The 15106-nt window shown below is 51.6% G+C and carries 18 protein-coding genes, 3 tRNA genes and 1 pseudogene; 9 read left to right on the forward strand and 13 right to left on the reverse strand.

What is annotated here, in order from left to right:
• Positions 1-276: 276 nt before the first annotated feature.
• Positions 277-1089 (reverse strand): SDR family NAD(P)-dependent oxidoreductase, encoded by an 813-nt coding sequence (locus BM025_RS07260; protein WP_085849064.1) that lies wholly within the window; start codon positions 1087-1089, stop codon positions 277-279.
• A gap of 267 nt (positions 1090-1356) precedes the next feature.
• Here BM025_RS07260 and BM025_RS19740 point away from each other — a divergent pair.
• From BM025_RS19740 to BM025_RS19745, 4 genes and pseudogenes are all read left to right on the forward strand, one after another.
• A pseudogene (locus BM025_RS19740) lies at positions 1357-1649 on the forward strand (transposase); the annotation flags it as partial.
• A gap of 366 nt (positions 1650-2015) precedes the next feature.
• Positions 2016-2657 (forward strand): metal-binding protein ZinT, encoded by a 642-nt coding sequence (locus BM025_RS07270; RefSeq protein ID WP_085849063.1) that lies wholly within the window; start codon positions 2016-2018, stop codon positions 2655-2657.
• 108 nt (positions 2658-2765) lie between these two features.
• The gene (locus BM025_RS07275; RefSeq protein WP_085849062.1) at positions 2766-3986 is read left to right on the forward strand and encodes a GTP-binding protein; all 1221 of its coding nucleotides are present in this window, start codon (positions 2766-2768) and stop codon (positions 3984-3986) included.
• A gap of 89 nt (positions 3987-4075) precedes the next feature.
• Positions 4076-4282 carry a DUF6525 family protein gene (locus tag BM025_RS19745; protein ID WP_085849061.1) on the forward strand — a complete coding sequence of 69 codons (207 nt, stop codon included), beginning with the start codon at positions 4076-4078 and terminating at the stop codon, positions 4280-4282.
• A gap of 1120 nt (positions 4283-5402) precedes the next feature.
• On the opposite strand, the gene BM025_RS19150 is transcribed toward BM025_RS19745, so the two are convergent.
• Positions 5403-5486, reverse strand: a tRNA-Tyr gene (locus BM025_RS19150).
• A gap of 133 nt (positions 5487-5619) precedes the next feature.
• Here BM025_RS19150 and rlmB point away from each other — a divergent pair.
• From rlmB to BM025_RS07295, 3 genes are all read left to right on the forward strand, one after another.
• Positions 5620-6399, forward strand: a complete 780-nt coding sequence (gene rlmB / locus BM025_RS07285; protein WP_085849210.1) for a 23S rRNA (guanosine(2251)-2'-O)-methyltransferase RlmB — start codon at positions 5620-5622, stop codon at positions 6397-6399.
• 80 nt (positions 6400-6479) lie between these two features.
• A complete protein-coding gene (locus BM025_RS07290; protein WP_085849060.1) occupies positions 6480-6950 on the forward strand; it encodes a YHS domain-containing (seleno)protein in 471 nt (156 codons plus the stop codon).
• Between the two features lie 267 nt (positions 6951-7217).
• Entirely contained in the window at positions 7218-7667 is a 450-nt protein-coding gene (locus tag BM025_RS07295) for a CoA-binding protein (RefSeq protein ID WP_085849209.1), read from the forward strand.
• Between the two features lie 8 nt (positions 7668-7675).
• Here the strand turns inward: BM025_RS07295 and BM025_RS07300 are convergent, their stop codons facing one another.
• From BM025_RS07300 to hisA, 4 genes are all read right to left on the reverse strand, one after another.
• A complete protein-coding gene (locus tag BM025_RS07300; RefSeq protein WP_085849059.1) occupies positions 7676-7990 on the reverse strand; it encodes a phosphoribosyl-ATP diphosphatase in 315 nt (104 codons plus the stop codon).
• A gap of 24 nt (positions 7991-8014) precedes the next feature.
• Positions 8015-8812: an imidazole glycerol phosphate synthase subunit HisF gene (gene hisF, locus BM025_RS07305; RefSeq protein WP_085849058.1), complete on the reverse strand. Its 798-nt coding sequence runs from the start codon at positions 8810-8812 to the stop codon at positions 8015-8017.
• Between the two features lie 36 nt (positions 8813-8848).
• Positions 8849-9337, reverse strand: a complete 489-nt coding sequence (locus BM025_RS07310; protein WP_085849057.1) for a DUF2867 domain-containing protein — start codon at positions 9335-9337, stop codon at positions 8849-8851.
• A gap of 103 nt (positions 9338-9440) precedes the next feature.
• Positions 9441-10163, reverse strand: a complete 723-nt coding sequence (gene hisA / locus BM025_RS07315) for a 1-(5-phosphoribosyl)-5-[(5-phosphoribosylamino)methylideneamino]imidazole-4-carboxamide isomerase (protein ID WP_085849056.1) — start codon at positions 10161-10163, stop codon at positions 9441-9443.
• A 154-nt stretch (positions 10164-10317) separates the two neighbouring features.
• Here hisA and BM025_RS07320 point away from each other — a divergent pair, with 154 nt between their 5' ends.
• Complete coding sequence (locus BM025_RS07320) at positions 10318-10716, forward strand: DUF2147 domain-containing protein (protein WP_085849055.1); 399 nt, start codon at positions 10318-10320, stop codon at positions 10714-10716.
• 1 nt (position 10717) lies between these two features.
• Here BM025_RS07320 and BM025_RS07325 read toward each other — a convergent pair whose 3' ends face one another.
• The 3 genes from BM025_RS07325 to hisB form a co-directional block, all read right to left on the reverse strand.
• On the reverse strand, positions 10718-11629 hold the full coding sequence (locus tag BM025_RS07325) for a glutaminase (RefSeq protein WP_085849054.1): 912 nt from the start codon (positions 11627-11629) through the stop codon (positions 10718-10720).
• Positions 11630-11634: 5 nt separating this feature from the next.
• A complete protein-coding gene (gene hisH, locus BM025_RS07330; protein WP_085849053.1) occupies positions 11635-12273 on the reverse strand; it encodes an imidazole glycerol phosphate synthase subunit HisH in 639 nt (212 codons plus the stop codon).
• Between the two features lie 104 nt (positions 12274-12377).
• Positions 12378-12965, reverse strand: coding sequence for an imidazoleglycerol-phosphate dehydratase HisB (gene hisB / locus BM025_RS07335; RefSeq protein WP_085849052.1), 588 nt, complete (start codon positions 12963-12965; stop codon positions 12378-12380).
• 255 nt (positions 12966-13220) lie between these two features.
• Here hisB and BM025_RS07340 point away from each other — a divergent pair, with 255 nt between their 5' ends.
• Entirely contained in the window at positions 13221-13727 is a 507-nt protein-coding gene (locus tag BM025_RS07340; RefSeq protein ID WP_085849051.1) for a hypothetical protein, read from the forward strand.
• Positions 13728-13833: 106 nt separating this feature from the next.
• Here BM025_RS07340 and BM025_RS07345 read toward each other — a convergent pair.
• The 4 genes from BM025_RS07345 to BM025_RS07360 form a co-directional block, all read right to left on the reverse strand.
• Positions 13834-13908, reverse strand: a tRNA-Gly gene (locus tag BM025_RS07345).
• Between the two features lie 102 nt (positions 13909-14010).
• A tRNA-Gly gene (locus BM025_RS07350) sits at positions 14011-14085 on the reverse strand.
• Positions 14086-14193: 108 nt separating this feature from the next.
• Entirely contained in the window at positions 14194-14586 is a 393-nt protein-coding gene (locus BM025_RS07355) for an MAPEG family protein (protein ID WP_085849050.1), read from the reverse strand.
• 79 nt (positions 14587-14665) lie between these two features.
• Positions 14666-15058, reverse strand: a complete 393-nt coding sequence (locus tag BM025_RS07360) for a VOC family protein (RefSeq protein WP_085849049.1) — start codon at positions 15056-15058, stop codon at positions 14666-14668.
• Positions 15059-15106 lie beyond the last annotated feature (48 nt).

Raw genomic sequence — 15106 nt, forward strand, 5'->3', positions numbered from 1 at the left:
CGCTTTCGGGAAACTCCAGCAGCATCAACGATCTTCTCCAAAGGCCGCAAATGGCCGTTCGTGTTGCTCAACACTTTGGGCGAAAACCGGACCTTCGCCGCGCCCTCAAATTCAATCGTGCAACTTGTAGAAAGCAGACACTCGGGGTTACAACCAAGCTTTGTTTGATGTGCGAATGTAGAGAATGTCCGTTTCGAGCCCATGATGACAAACGCTGCACGGTTCACGAATGTCGGGTTCGCACGCATCACCTCATCTGCAAAGCGCTCAGGGAACTTACTGACTGGACGTTATGCCACCATCGACGTACATCGTTTGCCCGGTAACAAAACCCGATGCAGGCGCACAGAAAAATAGCGCAGGCCCGACGACATCTTTGGGATCGGCGATCCTGCCAAGTGGAATACGGTCCAACAGACCTTGGCGAAACTCATCGTTTTCCATGACGTGTTTGATCATCTCGGTATAGACAAAGGTCGGTGCAATGCCGTTAACTGTTATGCCTTTTGGTGCCAGCTCCATGGCATGCTGTTTGATCAACATAACCATCCCGCCTTTGGTACTGCAATAAGCAGAATAGCCCCGATCACGCAGTCCAAATTGAGAACGAACTGATAGCAGGTGAACTTGTTTGCCACCATTGTCGCCCGCAATTTGCCGTTTGGCGACGCTTTGCGCCAGAAACATCGCTGACTTCAAATTCACCTGATAAACTTCATCAAAGGCTTCTTCTGTTACATCAAGCAGGAGCTGTTCCTTTTGGGTGCCTACGCAATTCATCAAGATGTCGATCTGGCCAAAGGCGTCCATCGTGTCCTGAACCGCCCGTTCAATATCTGCAACGGATGTTGCATCAACAGCAATCCCCCTGGCATCGTGCCCCGCGTTCGAAAGTTGAGCCGCCAACTTTTCAGACTTTTCAAGGTCACGGCCAGCGATCATAATTTTGGCTCCAGAGAGCGCAAGCCCCCACGCGATAGCTTCGCCGATACCGCCATACCCCCCAGGCACAAACGCGACTTTGCCTTTTAAGTCAAACAGGCCCGAAAGCTCTTTCTGAAAGTCGATTTTTGGAGTTATGTTGCTCATTCTGGTTTCCTGAAAAATTCCAACTCATCTACGCTACCGTATAAGTTTCGTTGGAACAAATACCGCGTGTCTTCCGCGACCAATAGAAGAGAGAATTGTCAGACATAATACCCGTGCAGCGACGGAGTGGGATTTCCGCAAGGCGGTCTTTGGAATAAGATGCAGCCAAAGTCAGGTTTGAGCCCAACATGACCGATGCTGCGCCGACGACGAGCGACTGCTTTAGGGAATTCCTGTCTTAGATTATTAGAGAAGCTGCTTCCGAGTGAGTGTGCTGCTTGGTTGGGTCTGACGCCTGCGAACAAATCCAACGGTGGCAAAGAGAAGCTTGAGCGCATCACAAAATGAGAGATCAATACCCACGATCATTGCTCGTTGTTGGTATGACGTCGCTTGTCCAACAGACCAAGTCGCATCCGGAGCGGGCAAGTAAGTGGCTGATATCGCGGCTAGAGCGAAAACCCGCGCGCTTGGCGACTGTCGCTATGGCCAACAAGACCGCTCGGATCGTCTGGGCAGTTCTGACCTGCAACGAACGATATACGCCTCACACAGCCTGAAAGGATTAGCCGCAACGAGTTGAGCCAAGACCCGCGAGATGATGGTGCATAAGTCTGCCGCCAAAACCAAGACACCCCGTCGAAAGTCCCGGGCGCAATTGCCCACTGAGCTGTAAGGTACTTGGTTCGCAATACCCAGCCGGCAATGGGAACACATGACTGCTTCTGACTAATGCACAAATCGGATCAAATATGCCTTGCTATGCAAGAGCCATCCACACAGGACATTTGCTGCCCAGACCACTCACAACCAAGCTAAGTCTCACCACCCACTATTAACAAACCTTGCAAAATGTATTTGATCCATGTAGCCCATTTGTTGTTATGTTATAATATATCAATACTGGTAAGAACTGGAGACATCTTATGCAACACACAGCACTCAAACACGCAGGCATCCTCGCAATTGGCGCACTGGTCGCTTTCTCAATACCGGCGACGGCTCAGACAAAAACAGCACACACCCATACTCATCAAGCTGAAAAGGTTGCTCTTATCGATGCATCCGAAGTTCAAGCGCGCGCCTTGTCCGATTGGGCGGCGGATTGGCAGTCGATCTATCCTTACCTACAAGATGGCACTTTAGATGCAGTCATGGTGCACAAGACTGAAAGTGGCGAAAAGACCGCCGAAGAATACCAAGCGTATTACCAAACTGGCTATAAAACCGACGTAGAGCGTATTTTGATCGATGACACGACTGTGACGTTCTTTCGCAATGGTACGCCTATCCAAGGTGAGTACGAAGGCGACGGTTACGAAATCCTGACATATGAATCTGGCAATCAAGGTGTGCGCTTTCTGTTCAAAAAATCAGGTGGCGACGCTGAAGCGCCGACATCCATTCAATTTAGCGACCACAAGATTGTTCCAACAAAGGCAGACCACTACCACCTTTACTGGGGCAACGACCGTGATGCTTTGCTGAAGGAAGTGACCAACTGGCCAACTTATTTCCCAGCTCAAATGAGTGGTGGAGACATCGCACACGAGATGATGGCGCATTAAGTCACGCACAAAACTCGGAGACCTCGTTCTTCGAGCGAACAACGCACGGGGCCTTCTCTGGCGCGTTGTTTTGATCCAAACGAACATTCAAAAGCTAGGCCACAGACCATGACACTCCAAGATACACGTCTCCCAGTTACTGTCCTTTCCGGCTTTCTCGGTGCGGGTAAAACCACTCTTCTCAACGAAGTTCTGCGCAACAGAGATGGCCGCCGCGTTGCGGTCATTGTGAACGACATGTCCGAAGTGAATATCGATGCAGACATCATTCGAGAGGGCGGCGCAGGTTTGAGCCATACAGAAGAAAAGCTCGTAGAGATGACCAACGGATGTATCTGCTGCACTTTACGCGATGACTTGCTGCAAGAGGTGACACGGCTCGCAGCCGAAGGCCGGTTCGATTATTTGCTGATTGAATCGACAGGCATATCAGAGCCACTGCCTGTTGCCGCCACGTTTGACTTTCGCGATGAGAACGACGTGAGCCTGTCAGATGTGGCCCGCCTTGATACGATGGTCACGGTTGTGGACACTGTAAATTTACTCAAAGACTACGCCAGCCATGATTTTTTGAAAGATCGCGGCGAAGTCATGAGCGAAAACGATGATCGCAGTTTGGTCAATTTGCTGGTGGAACAGATCGAATTTGCCGATGTGGTCGTGCTCAATAAGGCAACGGATGCCAGTCACGAACAACTTGATGCCGCGCGTAAGATCGTTGTGGCGCTGAACCCTGATGCACAGATTATCGAGGCAGATTACGGCAAAGTGCCCCATGACCGAATTTTCAACACCGGTCTGTTTGATTTTGAAAAGGCACAAAAAAATCCATTGTGGGCCAAAGAACTCTATGGCTTTGCCGATCATATTCCCGAAACAGAAGAATATGGAATTTCATCTTTCGTTTATCGCGCACGCAAGCCGTTTGATCCGCAAAAACTGCACGCAGCGCTCAACGGGCCTCTCCCCGGCGTCCTTCGTGCCAAAGGGCATTTTTGGGTTGCCACGCAACCCGATTGGCTTGCTGAGTTCTCACTGGCTGGCGCGATGACAAGCATCAAACCCTTGGGCATTTGGTGGGCCACCGTACCCCTAGATCGGCGCCCCGATACCCCGCAGGCAACTGCTTATCTTGAGCGACACTGGCAAGAACCATTTGGGGATCGCCGTCAAGAGTTGGTCTTTATCGGTGCAGGGCTGGAAAAAGACGGGATCATTGCCGCACTGGATGCCGCCCTTGTCGAGGATGCACACAGCTTCACCCCCGAGGCGTGGACCCATTTAGCAGATCCATTTCCCAAATGGCGTCGTGCCCCCGACGCGACGTAAATCACATAGCTCACAAGAAAGATCCCTTTGCGCGATATAAAAGCAATACACGTACGAGCTTGCGTCGCAGAAAGCGATCTGGAAATCCGATGGCAGACTATGACCGGCTGCCATCGGATTTGCGGGGATGGCTTTCACAAGCCGCACTGCCATGGTCGCCACGTTCGGTATTTCGAGTATGGCGATCCGCTATGAAAACGTACGAAAATGACAGGGAGGCCGTCTACCTATACATGAGCGAGTTAGAGGCAAAAAAACTCAAAAAGGAAGCCAAAAAAATTTGGGGATTTGAGTAAAGGAACTCTACAACACGGACGTTGGGTGCAAAGCAAAACACACGTGAGCCATCTCATTTTCGCCGCTCACTGCGAACTGCACCAAAGTCTAGTTTTGGCAGCGCTTGTAGGCGACCCATGGATTGCAGACCTTTTCGCGGTGGGTGAGAAGTCTCAATTCGACCAAAGCAGAAGCGGACCTTAAACTTGACGATCCTGTGAGAGGTGCAGCTAGGATCTGCTTCGAGTTCAAAGTGCAGGATCCTGCATTGACCATGAATGCCTGCTAACACCATAAAACTAAACACCTTAAACGACTGATGAGGTTTTGAACGGAGTTATAGAATACCAAGCTAGGTGTTCTCGCATATGCTAAAAAGGAGTTTTTTTAACATGAGGCGAGCAAATGGTTTTGCTAAGTTCTGATTGAACAACCCTAGAATGCCTCAACATTCTATAAGTCATTTATCCAGACTTTTCCGCGCCAAAGCGCTAATAAGAATCGGTGCGTGTGACGATCCCTATAAGATGACCGCGCTCTAAAACATGCACGGCGTCAACGGCTCCGTCAGCCATCTGAGGAAGCCGCGCGGACAAAAGGGGTGTCTGCTGTTGCGCGCGGCCCGCCGACGCTCATGCTGTCAGTCACAACGAAGGCATCCAAAACAGCAAAAAAATCTTCAGACGGGATACTGGCCTTTCGCAGCTTCGCTCGGCAACGAGCATGAAGACGGGATTCTCGTGCTTATTGTTGATCGACGCGAAAACTGGACGTTGGAAAAGCCTTGTCGCTTTCGAGCGCTAGGTGTCTTAAACTGGCACTTGAGGTGGCGCTAAATCTTGACCGGACCAGAAAATTAGGCTGGTCCTATAGAGCAACAGCCTAATATGCGCTAACTTTCAAATTTGTTTTCACAAGGGCACAATTTTTGATATTTGATAGGTTGCTGAGGTGTCTGTGAGGGCGGTTTTAGCTTTTTGCGTAATTGAACCTAAATGACCTTCATATAAGGCTATTCTATAACGTCTCAGAATATGAAATATGCGGGACACCTTGGTGCTAACCTATTGATATCATTAAGAGCGGTTTTCGACGCTGCGGGACACCAATTCATTGAATTTCAATGAATATTTAGTTAAATGGTGGGCGACCCTGGAATCGAACCAGGCGTGGGTCTCCCCGGCGGAGTTACAATCCGCTGCCGCACCTTGCAGCCCGTCGCCCACTCGGATGCATTTGCATCGTTGTGTGCGGGGTGGATACAAGTGGACTGCGGGGGCGTCAACAGGAAAATTGCTTGTATCTGAACAAACAGCAAGGCAAGGAAGGGGCGCACGTTAAAATGGGATATCTGGTCATGAAAAAACCCAAATGGGTCGTCGAAAAAGAACAAGACAAACGTAAAGCTGCCGCGACGACGGTTTGGCTGTTTGGTTTGCATGCGGTGCGCGATGCTTTGCGCAACCCTGATCGTGAAAAGATCAAGCTTGTTGTGACCAAAAACGCTTTCGACAAGTTGGCCAGCGATATCGAACTTTCGGGCATGGACCCCGAAATCGTGGAGCCGCGTAAATTTGATGTGCCGATTGATGCGCAATCCGTTCACCAAGGTGCCGCTTTAGAAGTCAAACCTTTGTCATGGGGCTCGATCGAAGAGGTCTGTTTGGCCGCGGGTGAGGGTGCACCAACTGTTGTGTTGCTCGATCAAGTGACTGATCCGCACAATGTGGGCGCGATTTTGCGCTCTGCTGAAGTGTTCGGAGCCGAAGCTGTGATCGCGACAGCGCGTCACGCGGCCCCTGAAACGGGCGCTTTGGCGAAAACAGCGTCCGGCGCATTGGAACGTCAGCCCTATTTACGGGTGCGCAACCTGTCTGACACGATGACAAAGCTGCAAGAAATGGGTTTCATTTGTTTGGGACTTGATGGCGAGGCTGAGGTTGAACTGGACGCCGCGCTGGCTGATTTGTCTGACAGACCTGTGGCTTTGATCATGGGAGCCGAAGGACCGGGCCTGCGTCAAAAAACCAAAGAGACCTGTGATGTTTTGGTCAAGATCCCCTACAAACGTGACTTTGGCTCGTTGAATGTGTCAAACGCGGCTGCTGTGGCGTTGTATTCAGCGTCCAAGCGGTAACGAATGGTCACGCTTGCGTGGAGGGGCTGGTCAGTTGGCCCTTCTGCAGACATCTTTTCGATGAAACGAAAGGATACTTCATGATTTCACGTCGCTCAATTCTCGCATTCGGTCTTGCTCCTCTAACGGGACTTGTCTTGTCTCCACTTGCTGGCATCGCGCAAGATATGGTCAAAATGACCATTCACACCAAAGATGGTTTGGCCATTGGCGGCACAGACCCCGTTGCATACTTTACGCAAAGCGCACCTGTTCAGGGCGACCCAGCGTATGCATTTGAGTGGGGCGGCGAGACATGGCATTTTGCCTCGTCTGAAAACAAAGCAGCCTTTATGGCTGACCCGAAAGCGTATGCGCCGCAGTTTGGTGGATATTGCGCATATGCGGCGTCCAAAGGGGCATTGGCACCGGGCGACCCCGAAGCTTGGACCATCCATGACGGCAAATTGTATCTGAACTTCTCGCTCAACGTGCGCACAATTTGGCTTGAAGATATGGAAGCGAACATTGCGTTGGCAGAAGCAAACTGGCCAAGCCTAAGCACACACTAAAAGAGCCATCTAAATGTGTACACGTCATCACGCTCTGTTCACATTTATCTGATCTCTCTTTTAAACTCCGCTTTCAACCCTATCTCTATCAGGAGACGCGCACTGGAACACGCGCAGATCTTTTATTGTCCCTCGTTCCACACTTCGCCCGAGCCCTTCCCCGGCTCGGGCTTTTTTATGCCGCAAACTGGATTGTTGGGTCAGCGCAATTTGGCTGATCTGATGCGGCGTGGATGTTTTTTCAAAAAACGATACTATCTTAAATCTATGAGCAAAATTGACCGTCTGAGTGACCCCGATATCGTACGAATTTTGACCTCGACACGTGTGATTGCACTGGTTGGTGCATCGTCACGCCCAGAGCGTGCGTCGCACCGCGTTGGCAATTTTTTGACGGCGCAAGGGTACAAAGTCATTCCCGTCAATCCGGGGCAGGCGGGCAAGGAACTGTTTGGTCAAACCTGTGTGGCCAGCCTAAGCGATATTGATGAACCTGTTGATATGGTAGATATTTTCCGAAAATCAGAAGATGTTCTGCCCGTGGTGGAACAAGCGTTAGAGCACCTGCGGGGGCTTAAAACCATCTGGATGCAGCTTGAAATCGTCAATGACAAAGCCGCAGCCTTGGGACGTGCGCAGGGCGCTGAGGTCGTGATGGACCGCTGCCCTGCGATTGAAATTCCGCGGCTTGGAATCGGGAAAGTCAGCTCGGTTTAATATCCGCTTTAGTTGCGTGACGCTTTTTCATCGATGCCAGAAACGCCCGCACGACGATCCAATTCGTCCATAACTTCGCCAAGTGTAATGTCGCGGGCCGCCAGCATAACGCCAAGGTGATAAATCACGTCTGCTGCCTCGTATTTTAAATTCTCGCGGTCGTTTTTGGCACAGGCGATGATGGCCTCAACGCTTTCTTCGCCAAATTTTTCGGCGCATTTGTCTGCACCTTTGGCCAAAAGTTTGGCGGTCCAAGAACTGTCAGCATCGGCTGATTTGCGCTCTTCGATTGTCGCGGCAAGGCGGTCTATGGCGTGTGTCATTTCATCAATCCTAAACTGAGCCGCTCAATTGAGCCGCATTGGAATGCCTTTGGAGGCCATGTATTCCTTGGCTTCCCCAATGGTGTAATCGCCAAAGTGGAAAATGCTGGCAGCAAGCACGGCTGAGGCATGGCCCTCGGTGACGCCTTCGACCAAGTGATCGAGATTTCCAACACCGCCAGAGGCAATAACCGGCACGTTCACAGCGTCAGCAATAGCGCGGGTCATTTTTAGATTGAACCCAGCGCGGGTGCCGTCGCGATCCATCGAGGTCAGCAGAATTTCACCAGCGCCTTTGGCCGCGATGAGTTTTGCGAATTCTACCGCATCAATGGGATTACCATTTTTATCAAGCGCGGCTTTGCGCCCGCCATGGGTGAAAATAGACCACTTCGCGGGGTCTCCATTTTCGTCCCACTCAACCGTCTTTGCATCAATCGCACAGACAATACACTGCGATCCAAATCGATCCGCTGAGCGCGCAATCACATCAGGGTCCGCGACAGCAGCAGAGTTGAACGACACTTTATCAGCACCCGCCAGCAATAAATCCCGCACATCGTTTGGTGTGCGCACACCGCCACCGATTGTGAGCGGCATAAAGCATTGCTCTGCCGTGCGCGTTGCCAGATCAAACATGGTGCCGCGATTTTCATGAGTGGCTTTGATGTCGAGAAAACACAGCTCATCTGCGCCCGCGAGATCATAAGCGCGCGCCTGTTCCACAGGATCGCCTGCGTCGATCAGATCAACGAAATTGACACCTTTGACAGTGCGCCCTTCGGCGACGTCAAGACAGGGGATGATGCGGGTTTTCAGCATGGGGCAAATCCGAATTTATGCGGCGTTGCCCTGTCTTTACTTGGCTACGGCGGGCGATGCAATTGGCGCATCTGGTTTGTGGGTCGCAATCCGTTTCATACAGTCGCGTACGATCAGGATGTGAAAGGGCATAATGACGGTCAAATAGGCGCGACCCAAGGCATTGTTGCGATGCACCCAAGTGGCCATATGGATCATATCACTCTCGCGTTTCATCGCGATGCGAAAGTTGAGGTGACTGTCGTCTGTGCCAAGGATGATTTCATCATGACTTTGATAGGTGACCGGAAAAATGGCATCAGACTCAGTCGCATTCATGTCCGTTTTTAACCCCAATGGGCTTACGATTGTGTTGCGCAGTGCCAAAAGCGCATTGGCCCAGTTGGGCATCGATAGTCCAATTTTGGCGGCCTCGGCTGGTGACAGATCGGATTTGGTCGCATAGCCGTCAATGAAATCGCCCTTTTGAACCATAGACCAAAGGTGTGATGATTTTGGCAGCGAAGTTTTGATAACTTTGGGCATAATGAAACTCATATATGTGTGCGTCTGCGGTCAGATTATATGAAAAAACACCGTCCCCTATTGGGAACGGTGTCGCATGTCATTTTGTCGCGTAAGGTTGAGATTAGCCCTTGAGAACCTTCAAGGCCTCGCCCAAATCAATCGCGCCATCGTAGAGAGCGCGGCCTGAAATGGCACCATTGAGCGGCGCACCGCAATTTTTGAGCGCGCGTAGATCGTCGAGCGATGACACGCCGCCAGAGGCGATCACGGGGATTGAAACGGCGTTGCCGAGAGCCGCTGTCGCTTCGACATTTGGGCCCTGCATCGCGCCGTCACGGTTGATGTCGGTGTAGATGATTGCGGCGACACCTGCGTCCTCGAATGATTTTGCCAAATCAGTCACGTTAATCGTGGTCTCATTCGCCCAGCCTTTGGTCGCGACCATGCCGTTGCGCGCATCAATGCCGACAGCCACATGACCGGGGAAAGCCCGCGCGGCTTCGCGCACAAGGTCAGGGTTTTCCACAGCCACAGTACCAAGGATCACGCGTTGCAAACCTTTGTCTAGCCAGCGTTCAATCGTCGCCATGTCACGGATGCCACCACCAAGTTGAGCAGGCACTTTGCATTGCTTCAAAATCTCTTCGACAGGGGCGGCATTGACAGGCTCGCCCGCAAAGGCCCCGTTCAGATCAACCAAATGCAACCATTCACAGCCGGCGTTCACAAATTCTAGCGCTTGGGCGGCTGGATTGTCGTTGAACACGGTGGCTTGATCCATTTCGCCTTTGTACAGGCGCACGGCATTACCGTCTTTAAGGTCGATTGCGGGGTAGAGGATCATGGTGTCAGCCCTTGTTGGAAAACGTTGGCTTCCTTTTGCATGAACGGGCGGAAAATGCAAAGGCGTGCTGTAAATGGCTTTTGCCCCAACGTCAGACTTGCCTCAAGAGGGGATGCGCGCACAGGATTGTCCCGAGAATAGGGAGGAACCATTCATGAAAACACTTACATTGGCCGCAGGGCTTGCTTTTGGGTTGATCGGCGGGGTGGCCACACCTGCGTTTGCTTCAGATCCAGTGATGGGTATTTGGCAAACTCAGGTTGATGATGGCGCCTATGCCCATGTCAAAGTGGCACCTTGTGCAGATCAAATTTGTGGTCATATCACACGTACCTTTAAGGATAGTGGCGAATATAAATCGCCAAATATTGGTTTGAAGCTGGTGTGGGACATGGTCTCATCCGGCAGCGGAAAATACAAAGGCGGTAAGATTTATCAACCGTCCACAGAAAAGACATTCAATTCCAAAATGGCCCTGTCTGGGGATGTTTTGAAAGTGTCAGGTTGTGTTGGGCCTATCTGTAAAAAACAAACATGGGCACGGGTGAAATAACCTAGCTGAAAACGGACCAATCGGTCGCATCAGCCAGAGCTTCCATTGCTTCAGTGCCCAGTTTTGAATTGCCGTAAGCGTTCAGCCCCGGGGACCACACTGCGATGGAGGCTTTGCCTGGTGCAATGACCAAAATGCCGCCACCGACACCAGATTTTCCAGGCAGACCAACGCGGAATGCAAAGTCACCAGACCCATCGTAATGGCCACAGGTCATCATGAGCGCCTGAATGCGGCGTGCACGGGTTTTGTGAACAAGACGCGGTCCAAGCCCCTCAATTCCACCCAGCAAAAATCGCCCTGCGCGGGCCAGTTGTATGCAATTCATATCGATGGCGCATTGATGGCAATAGGTGCCCATCGTGTGTTGTGGGTCTTGGGTGAGATTGCCGTGCGAGCGCATGTAATGGGCCAGCGCAAAGTTGCGATCTGCTGTCTGCATTTCGCCACGGGCCACCGCGCTGTTTATATGAATGTTTCCATCGCCCGCCGCATCGCGCACAAACCGCAGCAATCCGCCAAGCGCCTCTTTTGGGGTGGAACCTTCGAGATAGGTGTCAGTGGTGACAATCGCACCTGCGTTGATAAACGGATTGCGGGGGCGGCCTTGTTCGCGTTCGAGCAACATGATGCTGTCAAAGGCCAAGCCAGAGGGTTCGCGACCCACACGTTGCCACAGGCTGTCGCCCACTTTTCCTAAAGCCAAAGCAACAGCAAAGACTTTGGAAATCGACTGAATCGAAAACGGCGTTGCGGCATCGCCAGATTGAAATTCACGCCCATCCGCCAGACAGACCGCGATACCGAATTGATCTAGATCTACATTGGCCAAATCAGGAATATAGCGAGCGGTTTTGCCCCTATCTGGGTTTTGACCAATCGTTGCTGTGATGTGGTCTAGAATATCCTGCATGGGGGTCAGGGTTTCCACGCCAAGAAATTGGCAATGATGCGCAGACCCGCGGCTTGGCTTTTTTCAGGGTGAAACTGACAGCCGATCATTGTGTCACGCCCGATGATCGCCGTGATATCGCCAGCATAATCCACATGTGCCAAACGGTGCGCAGGGTTGGCCACGCGCACATGATAGGAATGCACGAAATAGGCGTGATCGCCAGTTTGAATGCCATCCAAAACAGGGTGCGGGTTGTCGATGATCAAATCATTCCAGCCCATATGTGGTACTTTAAGAGTTTTGTCCGCTGGGTCGATATGCACCACATCACCGCCGATCCAATCAAAACCAGAGGTGTCAGTGTATTCGTGCCCTGTGGTGGCCATCATCTGCATACCGATGCAAATGCCCATGAAGGGTCGCGCATTGTGAGTGACTTGTTGTTCAATCGCCTCGAACAGGCCGGTGTGGTCAAACAGATGCGCTTTGCAGGCTGGAAAGGCACCATCGCCGGGCAACACGATGCGGTCGGCTTTTGCCACCACATCGGGATCAGAGGTGACGATCACCTCACCCGCGCCCGCTTCGCGTGCCATGCGTTCAAACGCTTTTTGCGCGGAATGAAGATTGCCGCTGTCGTAGTCTACAAGTGCTGTGAGCATGCTGTTCTCAAGTCAAAATAGGTAAAAGGACGCTAAGAATAAGGGCGCGCTAAGGAAAATGGCGCAAGGGCAGGGCGGCCTGCCGCTTGCGCATCTGATGTGATTTAAAGCTTGCCTTTGGTCGATGGCAAAACCCCAACCATGCGCGGGTCAATTTCCACAGCCATACGCAAAGCTTTGGCTACAGATTTAAACGCGGCCTCGGCAATGTGGTGGCTGTTGATACCGTGCACTTTGTCGATGTGCAGCGTGATGCCGCCATGCGTGGACAGAGCTTGGAAAAACTCGCGCACAAGTTCGGTGTCAAACGTGCCGATTTTTGCGGAAGGAAAATCAACAGTCCAAACGAAAAATGGCCGCGCAGACAGATCAAGCGCGGTGGCCACTTGGGTGTCGTCCATCGCCAAAGCAAAGTGCCCGTAGCGGTTCATGCCTTTTTTATCGCCGACAGCTGCAGTCAAAGCCTGCCCAATCGCGATGCCCACGTCTTCGACAGTGTGATGGTCATCGATGTGCAAATCGCCATCTGCGCGAACAGTCATGTCGATCAAAGAGTGGCGCGACAACTGATCCAGCATGTGGTCAAAAAAACCAACGCCAGTTTGGTTGTCGTAGATGCCTGTGCCATCGAGATTGATCTCGACGTTGATTTTGGTTTCCGCGGTGTCGCGGGTGATGCTTGCTGTGCGCATGTTGGCCTCAATCTATGGTGTTGTGGCGTTTATAGGCGTCAATTGCGCTTAGGCCAAGCGCTGTTGATCTGTGCGGGCATAGCATCGGGGAAATGGTGGTAAAAGCGCTTCGACGCGGGGCGTTTGAAAACGCCTTACATACTTGTGAACGATGCGCATAAAAGACCGTACGATTTGCATCTAATTTTTCAAAATTAAGAAAAACTTAATTAATTGTAAATTAAATAGAGTCGATGAATTGTAAACGGTGACGCCATGAGACTGCTCATATTGCACACAGACATACAAATCACAGCAAGCTGGCAAGTGGCTTTTGGGTCGCGTGGCCATCATGTGCGCCGTGCGCGCTGCTGTGAAAGTGCAGAGCAACAGGTGCGTGAAGACCGTTTTGATTTGCTTTTGTTTGATTTTCTGGTGGGTGGAGAAAGCTGTCTGTCGACCGCGCTGGTCGCACAGTTTCATCAGCCTCATATGGTATCGGTTTTGATGTCAGACAGTGCCCCCGACGTCCAAACAGACATGTACGCGCGCCTTACCAATTTGCGTTGTATCTTGGGGAAAGAAACCCCCGTTGCCGATCTGGTGACCATCTGTGAAGAATTGACCAAAGCTTCCTCTCTGCCTGTCGTCCAGCAACAGGCGACAGATGAAACAGAACGTCGTGCCAGAGCACGGTTTGAAGGGGGCTCACAGTTGGCCGCCCTTGAAGCGCATTACAACCGGTCACGCAATGCGTCCCTTATGTTAGAGCCGCATGTTTAGCGCTTGAGTCGTCGTATTTTGGTCTGCATCTTTTGGGGATTTAAATGTCATTTAGGCATGAAAAAAGGCCGCCCAAAGGCGACCTGTTTTCCGTGTTCTTTGTGTTTGGAGCGGGTGAAGCGATTCGAACGCTCGACCCTAACCTTGGCAAGGTTATGCTCTACCCCTGAGCTACACCCGCTTCCTTCGGACCGGAACATTGGCCCTATCGTTTGTGCTTTTCGCTGCTCTCAGCGTCTGGGTGGGTAACCCAAATCTTCTCATGGGTGTGAGAAGAACCAATTGGAGCGGGTGAAGCGATTCGAACGCTCGACCCTAACCTTGGCAAGGTTATGCTCTACCCCTGAGCTACACCCGCTTCGTTGGTGAGGGCGGATATAGGACGTGGGCATTGGGGCTGCAAGGGTAAAATTGCGCTTGGGTTTATTTTTTTTCGCACCACCCAAGCGCCCCAGCCTTTGCACCTTTAAAATAAGGCCAATGATAGCAATGTGATGACCAAGACAATCAGCACTGCAAAGCATAACAACACACCTAAAGTGCGCAATTTTAATCCGATGGGCTGGCGCATCAATCCAAGGCCAAAGGCGTGTGCCACCCGACTGATCAAGAATGCGATGCCAAGGCCACAAATCAACACGCTTGCGGCCCCTTGCAGTTCGGCCATGGCCAAAAGCAGCAAAGTGATTGGCGCGTATTCGTTAAAGTTGCCGTGTTGGCGCATCCGCGTTTCAAGCTGTGGGATGCCGCCAGTGCCCAATGAAATTTGTTTGCTGCGACGAATCGCGATCACGCGGATTGTCAGGTAAATATAGATCAGCGCGGCGAGGCTGGCGAAGATTGACGTCAGTGGCAACATAGATAGCTCTTTCTATTCACAGGGGGACCAAGGGGTACGTGGCTTGCTGTCTTTTGGTTCATTTTAAATTTGACTGCAGCTAAAGCTTGGCAGGCCCCAACAAATCCCAGCGATTTCCAAAGGGGTCGCGAAACACGACGACCTTGCAATAAGGCTCGTCACGTGGCGATTCTTCAAAGTGAACGCCCTTGGCTTTCAACGCGGTGTAATCGGCATCGAAATCATCGGAACGCAAAAATAACCACACGCGCCCGCCGCCCTGTGCACCGATGGCTTGTGCTTGATCGCCAACAGCGCGGGCTAGTAAAAATTCGGTCTGCGCCCCTTTGGGTGCAACGCGCACCCAACGTTTGCCTGCGCCCATATCGGTGTTTTCTAACAGATCAAATCCAAGCATGTCGCAAAAAAAGGCGATCCCTGCGTCATAATCAGGGACAAGAATGGCCAACAAAGACAGGTGAGAAAGAGACATTATGTTTCCTTAAGAATAGGGCTGCAAAGAAAAGCCCCGCGCAAGTAA

It is taken from the genome of Pacificibacter marinus (assembly GCF_900109555.1).
GTDB lineage: Bacteria > Pseudomonadota > Alphaproteobacteria > Rhodobacterales > Rhodobacteraceae > Celeribacter > Celeribacter marinus_C.

What these genes read in the sequence shown, in the direction of transcription:
- BM025_RS07300 (WP_085849059.1), bottom strand. Translation starts at nt 7,990, where the DNA reads ATGACACACGCCATAGACCGCCTTGCCGCGACAATCGAAGAGCGCAAA.
- BM025_RS07270 (WP_085849063.1), top strand. Translation starts at nt 2,016, where the DNA reads ATGCAACACACAGCACTCAAACACGCAGGCATCCTCGCAATTGGCGCA.
- BM025_RS19745 (WP_085849061.1), top strand. Translation starts at nt 4,076, where the DNA reads ATGGCAGACTATGACCGGCTGCCATCGGATTTGCGGGGATGGCTTTCA.
- BM025_RS07275 (WP_085849062.1), top strand. Translation starts at nt 2,766, where the DNA reads ATGACACTCCAAGATACACGTCTCCCAGTTACTGTCCTTTCCGGCTTT.
- BM025_RS07260 (WP_085849064.1), bottom strand. Translation starts at nt 1,089, where the DNA reads ATGAGCAACATAACTCCAAAAATCGACTTTCAGAAAGAGCTTTCGGGC.
- hisA (WP_085849056.1), bottom strand. Translation starts at nt 10,163, where the DNA reads ATGATCCTCTACCCCGCAATCGACCTTAAAGACGGTAATGCCGTGCGC.
- hisB (WP_085849052.1), bottom strand. Translation starts at nt 12,965, where the DNA reads ATGCGCACAGCAAGCATCACCCGCGACACCGCGGAAACCAAAATCAAC.
- BM025_RS07295 (WP_085849209.1), top strand. Translation starts at nt 7,218, where the DNA reads ATGAGCAAAATTGACCGTCTGAGTGACCCCGATATCGTACGAATTTTG.
- BM025_RS07360 (WP_085849049.1), bottom strand. Translation starts at nt 15,058, where the DNA reads ATGTCTCTTTCTCACCTGTCTTTGTTGGCCATTCTTGTCCCTGATTAT.
- BM025_RS07310 (WP_085849057.1), bottom strand. Translation starts at nt 9,337, where the DNA reads ATGCCCAAAGTTATCAAAACTTCGCTGCCAAAATCATCACACCTTTGG.
- hisH (WP_085849053.1), bottom strand. Translation starts at nt 12,273, where the DNA reads ATGCTCACAGCACTTGTAGACTACGACAGCGGCAATCTTCATTCCGCG.
- BM025_RS07325 (WP_085849054.1), bottom strand. Translation starts at nt 11,629, where the DNA reads ATGCAGGATATTCTAGACCACATCACAGCAACGATTGGTCAAAACCCA.
- BM025_RS07290 (WP_085849060.1), top strand. Translation starts at nt 6,480, where the DNA reads ATGATTTCACGTCGCTCAATTCTCGCATTCGGTCTTGCTCCTCTAACG.
- rlmB (WP_085849210.1), top strand. Translation starts at nt 5,620, where the DNA reads ATGAAAAAACCCAAATGGGTCGTCGAAAAAGAACAAGACAAACGTAAA.
- BM025_RS07320 (WP_085849055.1), top strand. Translation starts at nt 10,318, where the DNA reads ATGAAAACACTTACATTGGCCGCAGGGCTTGCTTTTGGGTTGATCGGC.
- hisF (WP_085849058.1), bottom strand. Translation starts at nt 8,812, where the DNA reads ATGCTGAAAACCCGCATCATCCCCTGTCTTGACGTCGCCGAAGGGCGC.
- BM025_RS07355 (WP_085849050.1), bottom strand. Translation starts at nt 14,586, where the DNA reads ATGTTGCCACTGACGTCAATCTTCGCCAGCCTCGCCGCGCTGATCTAT.
- BM025_RS07340 (WP_085849051.1), top strand. Translation starts at nt 13,221, where the DNA reads ATGAGACTGCTCATATTGCACACAGACATACAAATCACAGCAAGCTGG.